Below are 13,589 nucleotides of genomic sequence, written 5' to 3'. Positions count from 1 at the left end.
CTGTGCGCGACATGTAACGGGGGAGCGGTGTCAGAACTGAACATGGCGATCTTCCTCGCGGACCTCGCGTTGATCGTCCTGCTGGCCAGAATGGTCGGGCGGCTCGCCAGAGCCTGCGGTCAGCCCGCGGTGCTCGGCGAGATCCTCCTCGGCATCCTTCTCGGGCCAACCCTGTTCCACGGCGCCATCTCCGGCGCGTTGTTCCCGATGGACGTGCGGCCGTACCTGTCCGCGCTGGCGAACCTGGGCCTGGTTCTGTTCATGTTCGTGGTGGGGCTGGAGTTCGACTTCAGCCGGCTGCGCGGGTGTACGCGGATCACCGGGGCGACCGTGGCGGGCGGCACCCTCGTGCCGTTCGCTCTCGGCGTGCTGCTGTCGTTCTACCTCGCGTCCCAGCACGCTCCGGCGGACCCGCTCGTCTTCACGTTGTTCATCGGCGTCGCGGTGTCGGTGACCGCGTTCCCGGTGCTGGCCCGCATCTTGACCGACCGGGGCATGAGCCAGAGCAGGATCGGTGTGATCGCGCTGAGTTCGGCCGCGGTGTGCGATCTGTTCGCGTGGACGATGCTCGCGATCCTGCAGATGATCGCCGGTCAGGACCGGCACAACAGCTGGCTGGTGCTCCTTGCCGTGCCGTACGCCGCGGTGTTGGTCAGCTTCGTACGCCCGTTGCTGGTGCGGTACCTGAGGACGAGCGCGGGTCAGCTGCGGGCGGGCAGTCTCGTCGTCGTGCTCGTCGGGGCGTTCGGCTCCGCCGCGATCACCCAGCTGCTCGGTCTGCACGCGGTCTTCGGCGCGTTCCTGTTCGGCCTGGTGGTACCCAGGTTCGACGGGCTCGAGTTCCGCGCGGAGGTGTTGCGGTCCACGAGTGTCATGTCGTCGTTGCTACTGCCGGTGTACTTCATCGTCGCGGGATTCAGCGTCAATCTGTCCACTGTGGACACGACGGGGTGGGTGGAGCTCGTACTGATCATGGTTGTCGCGACCGCCGGGAAGTTCGGCGGCACCTGGGTAGCCGCCAGGACACAAGGGATGGCGGCGCGACGTTCCGCCGTGCTGGCCACACTGATGAACACTCGCGGCCTCACCGAACTCATCGCACTCGGCGTCGGCCTGCAGATGGGTGTGCTGGATGCGAACCTGTACTCCCTGATGGTCGTGATGGCTGTCGTGACGACGGCCATGGCCGGCCCGCTGCTGCGGTGGCTCGCCGATCCGGAGGACGTCCGCGCCCCGCCCGAACGAGTTGCCAGGGGCGCCGACACCGAGGTCCGGGAACAGCCGTGACGCCGGTGGCCGGCGCGTGTCTCATGTTCGGTGCCGCTGGGCGTCACGGGCCCGGGTGATGGTGACCGACACGTCGTCGAAGCGGGCGTTGATGGGGGCCTTTGGTTTGTGCACGGTGACCTCGACCGACCTGACCATGGTGTTCTCGGTGCAGCGGTCTGCCAGGATTCCGGCCAGCTTTTCCAGCAGTTGGACGGGTTCTCCGTTGACGATCCTGACGAGGTCGAGTGCGAGGTCGTCGTAGTCGAGGGTGTCGTGGAGTTGGTCGGACCGTATCGCTTGGCTCGCGTCGACGCGGAGGGTGACGTCCACGACGAAGTCCTGACCGTCCCTCTTCTCGGCTTCCCGGACGCCGTGCCTGCCGAAGGCGCGGAGGCCGATGAGCCTGATGGTCGTCGTGTCCACCTGAACCACCTTTTGTTCGTAGTGGCGGGATGTCAGTGGGCGGCTTCGCCGTCGCAGGTGAGGTGCTCGCCGCTGTCGACCATGATCATCTGGCCGGTGACGGAGGGGGAGTCGATCAGGAAGTCGAGTGCCGACAGGATGTCCTCGAGTCGTGCGGGTCGTCGCAGTGGCGCGTTCCTCGCGAGGTCGGTGAGGTGTTTCTCGTCGGCGTGTGGTGGGGGCAGTACCAGACCCGGGCCGATGCCGTTGACCCTGATGTTCGGACCCAGCCGCACGGCGAGGCGGCGGGTCGCGTCGGCGAGCGCGGCCTTGGAGATGTCGTAGGCCAGGTGTCGTGAGCAGGTGAGGTCGACATGGCCGTCGCAGATGTTGACGACGTGGCCGTCCGTGTCGTCGACCAGGGCGGTCAGGAGGATCGGGACCGCGGTGTTGACGGTGAGAATGTCGATCATCGCCGCCAGCTCCACGGGCGCGGAGTAGTCGTACTGACCGAACACCGCCGCGTTGTTGACCAGCAGTCCCGGTCGCGGGCCCACCGTCGCGATCGTCGATGCCATGGCGTCGACGGCTGAGGGGTCGCGGAAGTCGGCCAGGTGGGTGCGGGTCGCCACGCCGTACCGGTCGGACAGGTCCGAGGCCAGCCGGTGCAGGCGGTCAGCTGAGGCGTTCGCGTGGAGGTGGAGGTGGAGGCCCCGCGCGGCCAGGTTCGTCGCGATCGCCGCGCCGATGCGCTGGGAGGAGCCGGTCACGAACGCCCACCGCGGTGACATGGGTTCCTCCTTCGTGTGGGGACTCACCCGCACAGGCGGAGGAATTCGAGGCGGTCGGGGCCGTGTTCGGCGAGCAGGCCGGTGAAGGACTGGGTCACGGTCTCCGCGCCGTTGGCCCGGACACCGCGCAGCGTCATGCAGCTGTGCTCCGCTCGCAGGACCACACCGACACCGCGCGCGTCGAGCCGTTCCTGCAACCAGTCGGCGGTGGCCTGGGTCAGCCGTTCCTGGACCTGAGGGCGACGGGCCAGGTATTGGACCGACCGCGCGAGCTTGGACAGCCCGGCGAGCCGCTCACCGGGCAGGTAGCCGATGTCCGCTGTCCCGACGAAGGGCAGCAGGTGGTGTTCGCAGATCGACTGCACCGGCACCCTGCGGACCAGGACCAGGCCCGTGTAGCCGGCGTCGTTGTCGAAGGTCGTGAGTGTGAACGGCTCCGGTGAGAAGAACTCGGAGAGCGCCTCCGCCATCCGCTGGGGCGTCCGGGAGAGGGCCTCACCGCTGGTATCCATGCCGAGGGTGTGCAACAGGTGCCGGGCGGCGTCGACGACCGCTGCCATGTCGATCACGGGAGGATCGCCGTCCGGCTCGCTCCCGTTTCGATTGATTAAGTGGGATTTCATCACGAACGAGAAAACCACCCTTGAAGGTCTCGGAATATGTCGGTAATTCCAGAATATCACGCAATCGGATGAAAAATGCCTCGGTCTTCCGTCAAAAGTTTTGTCCCGCCACGCGGCACGCGGTATATCCAGTTTCCGGCGCATGCCGGACAATCGGCAAATGATGTCCGCGGGCACGTCAACGGAATTGGATCGCGCGTTGGCTCTGGCCACGGAGCACTGCGTGACAACACAACGCGGCAACGGCTCGTGGGTGGTCGTGCCGGATCCGCGTGTCACCGAGACAGCGCTGACGTGTTTCGTCCTGTCGCGGTCGGCCGACGTCGCGGCCCATGCCGCCGTCCGCCGAGGAAGGGCATGGCTCCGGATGGCGGTGCCGCAGAGCCACCACCCGGTGGCTCTGGCGGTCGAGTCCTGGTTACGGGCGACCGCACTGCACGGCCGTGCCGACTCCGGCCACGGCACGGCCACCGAGGCGTGGTCGGCGCGAGTCCGCCTACTGCGGATCGTCGCTCTGCGCGCGGACGGCGGCGAAGGCGTCCCCGGTTCATGGCGCATCCTGCTGGCCGAAATCGAGCGGGCGTGCGGGGAGGCCAGGACGGCCAGGCTGAAACCGTGGAGCCATGTCGAGTTGCTGGCGGGCCGCGCCATGGTGAACTGGCGGCTCGCCGCACACGACAAGGCCCGTGAGAACGTGCTGGCCGTCGTCGAGCACCAGGCGCCGGACGGCTCGTGCTACGGCAACCCGATCAGCACGGCCCTGGCGTTCGCGGCGTTCGATGCCATCGCTCCAGGCACTGAGCCGTGGCGGCGGGCGCTGCGCTGGCTGCTCGACGGCCAGCACCAGGACGGGACGTGGCGGTTCTGCTCCAGCGACGTGTGGGACACCACGCTCACGATGCGGGCCTTCCGCGGCGTCCCGCTGTTCGACACGAAATGCGGGTCCAGCGCCGCCGGATTCCTGCTCGACGCACAGAACAGTGACGGTGGCTGGCCCTTCGCCTCGGCCGTGGAGTCGGACAACGACACGACCGCCGCGGCCGTCCTCGCGCTCACGGGTGGCGGTGCCGCGAACGGTGGGGTGCCGAGGGCGCTGGTCTACCTGGCGGAGCGCCAGACAAGCGACGGCCTGTGGCGTACGTGGCAGTTCCGTGACGACCCTCCGGCGGAGGATGTCGTCGCGCACGTGGTGACCGCCCTGCTCGACCACGGTGTCGGCCACGCGGTGTCCCTGACGGCCGCGGTGCGATGGCTCGTCGAGCGAAGGAACGACGGCGGGCGGTGGACGGCGAGCTGGTACCGGGGTCTTCCGTACGCGACGCTGGAGGTCGGCAGCGCCCTCCGCGACCTGCCGGTCGTGGTGGCCGCGGCGGCAGGCGATCTCGCCGCCACCCAGAACGACGACGGTGGCTGGCCAGCGGAGCGGGGGGAGGCCAGCACACCGAGCAACACCGGCCTCGCGCTCGCGATGATGCTGCGCGGCAAGGCCATGGACGAGCGGAGGTGGCAGTCCGCGTTGGGTTATCTGCTCGGCACCCACCGCGGCGACGGCACCTGGCCCGGCCGGCCGGAGATGTACGGTCCCCGACCGCTGCTGACCCACTTCCCGACCCACACTCAGGCCTTCACGGTTCTCGGACTGCGGGCGGCCCGGACCTACCGCGCGATGGTGGGCTGACCGGTGACGGATTCCCGGTCGGCAGCCTCGGTACGGACGGCACCGCACAGGATCCCGCTGCTCGGACATGCCATGAGCTTGCGGCGCGACCCGCTCGAGTTCATGCGGTCGCTGCGCGACCACGGTGACATGACGCGGATCTTCGTCGGGACGCGGCCCGTCCACGTCGTCAACAGCCCAGAACTGGTTCGCCGCGTGCTTGTCGTCGAGGCGCGGAAGTTCGACAAAGGAGCAATGTTCGACGAACTGCGTGCCCATATCGGCAACGGGTTGGTGACCTCGTCCGGCGACTTCCACCGCAGGCAGCGTCGCCTGGCGCAGCCCGCCTACCACCCGGAGAGAATCAGCAGGTACGCAGACCACATGTCCAGCCGCGCCGACCAGATGTCGAGGTCGTGGCGCCCGGGAAGCACCCTCGACATCGGGCGGGAGGTCGACCGGCTGGTGCGCGCCAACTTCTTCGACGCACTGTTCGAGCCTGCGCCCCCACCGGAGACGATGGCCGCCATCGAACAATGGCTGTCGGTCAAGCACCGGGCCATGCGGCGTGCGCTCTCGCCGCTTCCCCCCTCGGCAGCGCGGGTTCTCGCCAGACGGTCCGATGACGAGCCGCACGGCAGGCTGCGTCACCTGATCGCCCAACGCCGGGGGCTGGCCGACAGCGGTGACCTGATGTCGATGCTGCTGCTCGCGCGGGATCCGCGTACCGGCGAGCACATGAGCGACGCGGAGGTGTGCGACGAACTGCTCACGCTGTTCGTGGCCGGCATCGGCACCGTCAGCGCCGCGCTTTCCTGGACCTGCCACGAGTTGGCTCGCCACCCCACCGTCGACGAGCGACTGGGCACCGAGCTGCGCTCGGTGCTGGCGGGGCGGTTGCCAACCGCCGCCGACGTCGCGGAGCTGCACTACACCCGCCGTGTGCTCCAGGAGGTACTGCGGCTGCATCCGGTGTGGTTGCTCATGCGGCGTGTCGTGGCGCCGGTCGAGGTCGGCGGCGTCGAGCTGGCGCCGGGGGACGAGGTCTTCTTCAGCCCGCACGCGCTGCATCGCGATCCCGTGCTGTACCCCGAGCCGGACCGTTTCGATCCCGACCGCTGGCGCGAGGAGCGGCGTGCGGGCCTGCCCAGGGGCGCCTTCCTCCCGTTCGGCGCTGGCAACCGGCTGTGCGTCGGCGAGGGGTTCGCGTGGACGGAGATGACGATGGTGGTGGCCACCATCATGGCAAGGTGGCAGCTCGTGCCCGCACGCCGGCACAAGGTGCGCGCCCGGGTCGGCACGGTGGTGCGACCCACCACCCTGGTGATGTATCCGGTCCCGCGGCCACGCGGTGCGGCCCGGTGAACGGCAAGGTCGCGCTGATCACCGGCGGCGGCTCCGGGATCGGCGCGGCCTGTGCACGGCGACTCGGCGACGACGGGTTCGGGGTCGTCGTCGCCGACATCGACGTGGACGCCGCGCATCGGGTCGCGGATGCCGTGACCGCGGCGGGCGGTGCGGGGCGCGCGCACCGGGTGGACGTCTCGGATCCGTTGTCGGTGCGGGAGTTGCTCGGGGTCGTCCTTGACCGGTGCGGACGTCTGGACGTCGTCGTCAACTGTGCCGGCATCGCAGGCCCCCTCGTGCCGGTGGTGGACTACCCGATCGATGCCTTCGACGCCGTGATGCGCACCAACGTGAACGGTGTCTTCTATGTGATGCGGGCGGCCCTGCCCACCATGCTGGGCAGCGGCGGGGTGATCGTCAACATCGCCTCGGTCGCCGGTAGTGCGGCGCTTCGCACCCATTGCGCGTACGTCGCGGCCAAACACGCGGTGATCGGACTGACGAAGGCCGCCGCACGGGAGTACGCCGGGAACGGAGTCAGGGTCGTGTCCGTGTCGCCCGGTGTCATCGACAGTCCGATGACCGAGGCCCTTCCGCGCGACAGGCTGGCGAGGGTGCTCCAGTCCGTACCGCTCGGGAAGCCAGGACGCCCCGAGGACGTCGCTGATCTGGTGGCCTACCTGACGTCCGACTCCGCCTGGTACATCACGGGAAGTGACCACCCGGTCGACGGCGGTTTCCTGACCCGGTAGCCCCGTGACGGCACCCAGCCACCAACCACCTCGATGTCCGGCGCCTGCGCTGGGTCGGAACCAGCACTTTCTGCCGGGGAGGCGGACTGGTCAGGTTCTGTCGGGCTGGGCGGCAATGTCGATGAGTCCACTGTGGATGCGCACCGTCTGCGACGCGCTGCTGGCGATGCGGCGGACGGAAGCGGCGACCTGGTCGAGGTTCATCCTGCTGGCCGTCCCGGAGACCGAGATGGCGGCGACCGGAATCCGGCCGATGTCCAGCACGGGTGCCGCGACACACAGGACGCCTGGCGCGTATTCCTGACGATCGAAGGCAAGCCCGAGCTCCTGGATCGCCACCAGTTCCGTCCGCAGCGCGGCGGTGCTCGCGATGGCGGCCGGTGTCCTGGCGACGAATCGCTCGTCGGTGACCTCGGCGGGGTTGTCGAGCGTGGTGAAGGCGAGCAGGACCCTTCCCACGGCCGTGCGGTACGCCTGCGATGGCAGGGCGTCCTGCGAGGGTGTGCGGACGTGGTGGTGCCCGTGCAGCCTGGTCAGGTAGGTGATCTCGGTGCCGGTGAGCACGGCGAGTTCCACCACGCCGTGGGTCTCCTCGTAGAGGTCGAGCAGGTGGGGGAGGAGGGTCCGGTGCAGCCGTTGGCGGGAGAGGGTCGTGTTGTGCGCCAGCGAGCCCAGCCGGTAGCCGAGGCAGTAGTGCCGGTCGCGGTGGTCCACCACCCGCAGCTCGACCAGTGTGGCCAGTATCCGAAACGTCGTCGACTTGGGGATCTGTGTCGTTCTGGCGATCTCTGAGACGCCGAGTGGATTCACCTGTCCGGCGAGCGCGGACAACACCCTCATCGTCTTGCCGATCGCGTTGATTATCCGGCGGTCGGACTGGCGGACCTCCGGGTTGCCCACCGCGGCCACGTGCGGATCGATTTTCATCCTTGTCGTCATGTTACCCAGCGACTCTCGAAAAATCTTTGCGATGTGGGTCAGGTCGTAATTATGTCATCAATGTCAAAACATACCGCGCCGCGAACGGGTTTTAATCGCGAACCATCTGGTCGATCCGGTGGGAAATCAGCGAAATCCCCGGTATGTCCGGGCAGCTCGGGGACGTGGCCGGCCGCTCCCGTGATCGTCACGGGAAATACTGTGCCGTGACGTGGCACGCGGGTTCTCAACGAGGAAATATCCGCCCATCATGGGGTCACCCGAGAGGAACGGACCCATGAACGAGGTAGCTCCGCCCGGAATGGCCCGGCAGGATATCGAAGATGTCACGGGCCGGCTGCTGTCGCACCACAGGGAGAGGTCAACCGACCTGGCCGCGAACCAGTGGCGGGAACCGGTGGACAACTATCGCGGCCAGGGGGTGTTCGAGCAGGAACGTGACCTGGTCTTCGGCGCGGTCCCACTCCCGATCGCCCTGTCGTGCCAACTCGCCGAACCCGGGCGGTACCTGGCGCTCGAGGTGGCCGGCACCCCGGTCCTGTTGACGAGGGACCGGGACGGGAAGGTACGCGCGATGGTCAACCGCTGCCGGCACCGAGGCGCGGAACTGGTCGCCGGTGGTGACGGCTCCGCCCGGCGCCTGACCTGTCCGTACCATTCCTGGAGTTACGACCTGTCGGGATGCCTGCTGGGTGTGTACGGCGAGCACACCTTCGGTGCGGTCGATCGGTCGCAGCGGTCGCTGATCCGGCTGCCGGCACAGGAGCGGTGTGGTGTCGTGTTCGTCGGGCTTCGGCCCGGCATGGCATGGGACCTCGATGCCTGGCTCGCCGAGGTCGCCCCCGTCCTCGAACCGCTGCGGCTGGACCAGTGGTATGCGTACGGCACCAGGACGCTGGCCGGGCCGAACTGGAAGATCGCGGCCGACGGCTATCTGGAGAGCTACCATTTCCGGTCGTTGCACCCGACCACTGTCTTCCAGAACAACTTCGCCAACCTCGCGGCCTTCGACAGGTTCGGTCCACACCAGCGCAACGTGTTCGCGCACCGTGCGATCGCCGACGCGGCGGACGAGGCGCCGTCCGAGTGGGACCCTGTGCGGCTGCTCAATCCGGTGCTCTGGCTGTTCCCCTGCGTCGGGATCGCAGGCGGGCTGGGCGACTACGCTCTGATGTCGCTCGTGCTGCCCGGTCGCCGCGTCACCGAGTCGATCACGTACCAGACGTTGTTGTGGCGGCACCGGCCGTCCGAGAAAGAGCTGCCCGCCGTCCGCCGGGTCAGCGACTACTTCTACTATCTGGTGTCCAAAGAGGACTATCCGGCGTGCGGGCGTGTCCAGGAAGGACTCGACGCACTCGCCGGCACGGATTTCGTCTTCGGCCGGAACGAACCCGGAGTGCAGCATTTTCATCGCCACCTCGACCGGCTCCGGTTGGCGGGCGTGCCCCCGGCTCGGGGCAGGGGTTCGCGCCCGGCCGTGCTGATGTCACCTGGTGAGTAGGGCACCAGATGACCTGGCGCGCCGGAAGGTGAGGTTTCGGGCGCGGATATCAGCCCGACGGCATCCCGTTCGGCTCGCCGTGGGCCTCACCTGTTGCTGGTACGGGATCGTCGTGCTCGGACCGCGGATGGCGGGCATGCCACCGCTGCTCGCCTGCCTGGCCGCCGCCGCGTTGGCGGCGGCCATCGTCACGATGCTTGGGTGGCAGCGGGAATGCGGCCTGCGCTTGCGGGCCCCGAACCGACGGTGGGCCTACGTTCCGGTGGTGGCGGGAGGCGTGGTGCTGCTCGCCGTTCCCCTCGGGACACCGGCCCCTGGTTCGATGACGCTCAACCTGGCCGTGGCGCTCGCCGCCGCGGTGGCCGTCGAGTTGATGGCACGCGGACTCTGTCAGCACGCGGTGCACCGATGGGGCCCGGCCGTCTCCTCGCTGGCGGTCGCCGCCGCCTTCGCCCCCGTGGACGTGCTCGGTCTGCCCGGCCAAGGCCGGGACGTCACGACGACGGTCGTACTGACCGATGTCGCGTTCGGCTTCGCGCTGTCGGCACTGCGGTGGCGGGTGAACACCATCTGGGTGCAGATCGTGCTGCACGCGGGGCGAAACGTGCTCGTCGTGACCGGCTCGACCGGTGCCGCCGGATGGCCGCCCGTCCTGGCGGCCATCGTTTTCGCCGCGGTGGGAGCACGGCTCGTCGGTGGTTACCGAAAGGTCGACATCAGTATCCGCCCGACCGCCCGGGTACTGTGCGTCGACGACCGGGGCCGCGTGTTCCTGCTGTGCTGGCGAGACCCGTTCGACGACACCCGGGTGTGGGACCTGCCGGGCGGCGGCATCAACGCGGGCGAGACGGCGCTGGAGGCCGCCCGCCGGGAGCTGTACGAGGAGACCGGCTACCCGGGAGACCATGTACTGGACCGGCACGTACTGTCCACTCGGGACTCATACTGGAACGCGACGAGGTATGTGGGTCGAGAACCCGTTTACCTGGCACGGATATCGGCGCCAGGGCGGCCGAGCAGCTCCGGCCAGGACCCGAGGGAGCGCGCGATGATCCTCGACGGCCGCTGGGTGTCGCCGTCGGCCGCGGCCGGCCTGCCTGGACGGATCCAGGCAGCTGACCTGAACAGGTTGACCCACGCCGAGTGTTCTGACGGCAATCGGGCGTAGCGCGCGGACCAATGCACTGAAGGACGCTTTCGCGACGATCGACGACACGAAAGCGTCCTTCAGTGCACAAGGCCTATGGTGTCAGCGCCTGCGCCGGGTGAGTCGGCGGCTGAAGACGAGCAGCCCTACGCCGGCCAGGAGGAACCCGGATGCCGCGATGGCTGCCGTGCCCAGTCCCAGAGGTACTCCGGTGGCAGCGAGCAGTACTGCGTTCTCGTAGCGGTTGGTCGCGGTGATCGAGGCGGTGACGGCGTCGGCAATGACCACGGTGCTTGGCTCGATGGTCACCTGGTCCCGGAGCACGGCGTCGTCGTTGCCGCCGTCGGCGGTTTCGGTGACGGCACAGGTGGTTCCGGCGGGAATGTTGTCGACGGTCTGCTGGTAGTCCCCGGAAGACACCCAACCGGGAATCGTGAAGTCGCTGTCGAAGGCGTTTTCAGGGTCGTCGCAGTCGAGATGCAGGGTGACCGGGCCCTGTAGGCCGGCGGCGGGGCCCTGTATGGACTTGACGATGGTGAGCCCTCCGTAGGCCCGGTCGTAGGTGTTGGTGACGGCGACCTCCGCTGGGGGTCCTTCGGCGATGACCGTCTCCGCAGGCTCGATGGTTACCGGTGTGGTGATGTTGACCAGCCCGTTGTCACCATCCGCGGTCTCTGTGACGGTGCACGTGGTATCGATGGGTATGCCCGAGATCAGCGGTAGTGCGGTGGTGCCGGCCGGAGTCGAGGCGTCGACGGTGAACGTGCGGTCGAAGGCGTCGTCCTCACTGTCGCAGTCGACGGCGAGCGTGACGATGCCCTGGAACCCCGCGCCGGTGCCGCCGATCGTCTTGTTCACCTGCAACTGCCCGGCCTGGAAGATATCGGCGACGACGGCTGCGTTGACCGACAACGGGCGCTCCAGCGCCAGCACAAGCTTCTGTGCCTCGGTAACGCCCGGGTTGGTCCCGTCGTAAACCAGCACGTGGCCGAGTTTGGTGAGCACCTGCGCGGAGATCTGGAGCACCGGATCTGGCGGTGGTTCGGCTCCGGACGGCGTGCTGCGCAACCACAGTTGGTCCCCGGGACCGACCGGGTCGCCAACCGCTACCGGCTGGGTGCCCGCCGCGTCCCGGAACACCTCCAGTTCCTCGATGGCGGTGACGGCGCCTTCGACGTTCCCGCCGACAGTGATCGGACCCACGATGTCGCCCGTGCTCGGCGCGGCGATGGTGGTCGGTGTCAGGGTCAGCTCTGGTGAGGGATGCTCGCCCGTCGGGCCGTTGAGCAGCGCGTCGGCCACGATGGCCTGGGTGTACGCGCGGATGCCAGAGGCGGCGGTGAGGACGAACCGGTCGGTGAAGAACCAGATCGCGGCCTGTACCGCGGCCGCCCGAGCGGTGTCGGTCGGTGCGGCGGCGGGTTCACCCGGAATGAACGGGTGGTAGCGGGTCAGAATGTAGTGCACCCATCCCAGGTTGGGCACGTTCGCCTCGGTCCAGTCGCCGACGTCGTAGTTGATGCCTGCTCGGGTGCTCGTCCCCAGGTCGATGCAGTAGACCGAGGCCGTTCGAAACGGCGCGACGGTCTCTCCCACGGTCATCGTGCCGGCCCAGAGGGTTTCCGACGAGGCCGCCGGCGTCGGTGCGGCCGGATAGCCGGCGAACGGGTTGAATCCCACCGGCTCGATACCGCCGTTGATGTTCTGCCCCACGTCCGGTTCTTCGAGCAGTCGCAGGTCTGTGGCCGGATCGTAGACTTCGCCGACCGACTCATCGGGGTCCGGCCTGGCGCTGGCCTGTGGTGCCCCCATGGTGATGATCCCGAGCAGCACCACCATCGTAGCGGCAGTCACCCCTACGATTCGTCGAGCGACCTGCGCATGTGTGGAATTGGCCATGTGGCTCTGACCCTCCTCTTGAGACGCGTCACAGTAAACACACGCGTAACGCGTTCGCGATTCAGACGCATCTCATGTACCTATTCAGGTGAATGGGAGAGTGCTGGTGATAGTGAGGGCGCTGAGGCCTGGGGCCGGAGCGGGTGGATCACCTACGCCGTTATCCGTGCCGCTTGACGGAACACGGTCTTGCGTCGGTCCTCCCGGGCGGCGAAGCCTGAGCGGTGACCGCTCGCCGCGCGAGCAATCCTAGGGAGTCCCATTGTCGCCGAAACGATCTATCCGCGTCGCAATCCTGGCCGTCATGCTCGCCATCGGGGCTACCACCCTTGTCGGCACTTCCGCTCAGGCCGCGGTCGGAATCGACTTGCTGTGCCCGATCGGACAGGCAACGTCGAACTTCAACCCCGGGATCACAAACACGCCGCAGACCACCACCCTCACCCACTCCGTCAACTACACCGGCTGCCTGTTCGGCGGTTCGGTGACGGGGGCGACCTACGGCTTCGGGCCGTTCAGCGCGCCTGGACTGAGTTGCACCAACGTCCTCCAGCAGAATGCGGGCACCTCGGTCTACCACTGGAACGACGGAACAACGTCCACCATCGCCGCCTCGCTTACCAGCACCAGCGTGAGTGGCCTCCTGACCACGAGCGTGGCAACAGGCACCGTCGCCGCGGGCAAATTCCTGGGCGACACCATGGTGGTCGAGTCGGTGTACCTCACGCCTGGCGGACTCGCCTGCCTTTTCGGCGGCCTCACCAGCATTTCGAGTCTGGAAGTCACGCTCACCCTCCTGTCGATCTGATGGACTGGTGAGTTGACTCCGGTAGCCCTGCTGCTGCTGGAAAGCGGGCCCTCCGTGAAGACGGAGGGCCCGGCTGATCGGCGTGCGTCCCTACGGCTCGCAGGTGACGGTGACCTGGGCGCGGAAGATGTGCCCGAAATGGGGATCGTCGAATGTTTCGAAGACTTGCGGCTCCCCGGACAGTGTGCAAGCGCCGTAGAAGCCTTCGGACTGTGCGGAGTTCTGTGCGTCGTCGAGTGCGCCCTGGACCGCGTTCTCCACGGTCAGGCCGCGACCGGCGCCACAGAACAATGGGCTGGCCGCAGCGGGTGAGGCGACCAGCATGACCACTGTCATCGCACCGGCCGCCACGAGGAGTCCGCTGCCGGTGCGGCGGCCCCAGCGTCGGTTCATTTCGGTATTCCTTTCTTCGGGGTTGGGCAGTGCCATCCTGGATTACGCCCCGGTGCCCGGA

General features: G+C 68.0%; 13 protein-coding genes. 7 read left to right on the top strand and 6 right to left on the bottom strand.

Annotated features, from left to right (window positions below; all coding sequences use genetic code 11):
* Positions 1-27 precede the first annotated feature (27 nt).
* Positions 28-1,287: a cation:proton antiporter gene (locus WBA97_RS34005; RefSeq protein WP_424235094.1), complete on the top strand. Its 1,260-nt coding sequence runs from the start codon at positions 28-30 to the stop codon at positions 1,285-1,287.
* A gap of 21 nt (positions 1,288-1,308) precedes the next feature.
* Here the strand turns inward: WBA97_RS34005 and folB are convergent, their stop codons facing one another.
* Genes folB through folE form a run of 3 tightly spaced genes read right to left on the bottom strand, consistent with a single transcriptional unit; the run spans position 1,309 to position 3,022 of the window.
* Positions 1,309-1,692 carry a dihydroneopterin aldolase gene (gene folB, locus WBA97_RS34000; RefSeq protein ID WP_424235093.1) on the bottom strand — a complete coding sequence of 128 codons (384 nt, stop codon included), beginning with the start codon at positions 1,690-1,692 and terminating at the stop codon, positions 1,309-1,311.
* A gap of 32 nt (positions 1,693-1,724) precedes the next feature.
* A complete protein-coding gene (locus tag WBA97_RS33995) occupies positions 1,725-2,462 on the bottom strand; it encodes an SDR family oxidoreductase (RefSeq protein ID WP_424235092.1) in 738 nt (245 codons plus the stop codon).
* Positions 2,463-2,485: 23 nt separating this feature from the next.
* Positions 2,486-3,022 carry a GTP cyclohydrolase I gene (gene folE, locus WBA97_RS33990; RefSeq protein WP_424235091.1) on the bottom strand — a complete coding sequence of 179 codons (537 nt, stop codon included), beginning with the start codon at positions 3,020-3,022 and terminating at the stop codon, positions 2,486-2,488.
* Between the two features lie 286 nt (positions 3,023-3,308).
* On the opposite strand from folE, the gene WBA97_RS33985 reads away from it, so the two are divergent.
* The 3 genes from WBA97_RS33985 to WBA97_RS33975 are packed head-to-tail and all read left to right on the top strand — an operon-like array spanning position 3,309 to position 6,841.
* Positions 3,309-4,763 (top strand): hypothetical protein, encoded by a 1,455-nt coding sequence (locus WBA97_RS33985; RefSeq protein WP_424235090.1) that lies wholly within the window; start codon positions 3,309-3,311, stop codon positions 4,761-4,763.
* A gap of 3 nt (positions 4,764-4,766) precedes the next feature.
* Positions 4,767-6,107, top strand: a complete 1,341-nt coding sequence (locus tag WBA97_RS33980) for a cytochrome P450 (RefSeq protein ID WP_424235089.1) — start codon at positions 4,767-4,769, stop codon at positions 6,105-6,107.
* Positions 6,104-6,841 (top strand): SDR family NAD(P)-dependent oxidoreductase, encoded by a 738-nt coding sequence (locus tag WBA97_RS33975; RefSeq protein ID WP_424235088.1) that lies wholly within the window; start codon positions 6,104-6,106, stop codon positions 6,839-6,841. Before WBA97_RS33980 ends, WBA97_RS33975 begins: the two co-directional genes overlap by 4 nt.
* 90 nt (positions 6,842-6,931) lie before the next feature.
* Here the strand turns inward: WBA97_RS33975 and WBA97_RS33970 are convergent, their stop codons facing one another.
* A complete protein-coding gene (locus WBA97_RS33970; RefSeq protein WP_424235087.1) occupies positions 6,932-7,768 on the bottom strand; it encodes an IclR family transcriptional regulator in 837 nt (278 codons plus the stop codon).
* A gap of 289 nt (positions 7,769-8,057) precedes the next feature.
* Here WBA97_RS33970 and WBA97_RS33965 point away from each other — a divergent pair, with 289 nt between their 5' ends.
* Both WBA97_RS33965 and WBA97_RS33960 read left to right on the top strand, forming a co-directional pair.
* On the top strand, positions 8,058-9,281 hold the full coding sequence (locus WBA97_RS33965; protein ID WP_424235086.1) for an aromatic ring-hydroxylating oxygenase subunit alpha: 1,224 nt from the start codon (positions 8,058-8,060) through the stop codon (positions 9,279-9,281).
* A gap of 112 nt (positions 9,282-9,393) precedes the next feature.
* On the top strand, positions 9,394-10,449 hold the full coding sequence (locus tag WBA97_RS33960) for an NUDIX domain-containing protein (protein WP_424235085.1): 1,056 nt from the start codon (positions 9,394-9,396) through the stop codon (positions 10,447-10,449).
* Positions 10,450-10,530: 81 nt separating this feature from the next.
* Here WBA97_RS33960 and WBA97_RS33955 read toward each other — a convergent pair whose 3' ends face one another.
* Positions 10,531-12,267, bottom strand: a complete 1,737-nt coding sequence (locus tag WBA97_RS33955) for a DUF5979 domain-containing protein (protein ID WP_424235084.1) — start codon at positions 12,265-12,267, stop codon at positions 10,531-10,533.
* Positions 12,268-12,631: 364 nt separating this feature from the next.
* On the opposite strand from WBA97_RS33955, the gene WBA97_RS33950 reads away from it, so the two are divergent.
* Positions 12,632-13,135, top strand: a complete 504-nt coding sequence (locus WBA97_RS33950) for a hypothetical protein (protein WP_424235083.1) — start codon at positions 12,632-12,634, stop codon at positions 13,133-13,135.
* Positions 13,136-13,225: 90 nt separating this feature from the next.
* Here WBA97_RS33950 and WBA97_RS33945 read toward each other — a convergent pair whose 3' ends face one another.
* Positions 13,226-13,528, bottom strand: a complete 303-nt coding sequence (locus tag WBA97_RS33945) for a hypothetical protein (RefSeq protein ID WP_424235082.1) — start codon at positions 13,526-13,528, stop codon at positions 13,226-13,228.
* Positions 13,529-13,589 lie beyond the last annotated feature (61 nt).

The sequence above is a fragment of the Actinophytocola sp. genome (genome assembly GCF_049647105.1).
Taxonomy (GTDB): Bacteria; Actinomycetota; Actinomycetes; order Mycobacteriales; family Pseudonocardiaceae; genus Actinophytocola.
Note: the sequence above shows the minus strand (reverse complement) of the source record. Positions and strands in the feature narration are given on the sequence as shown.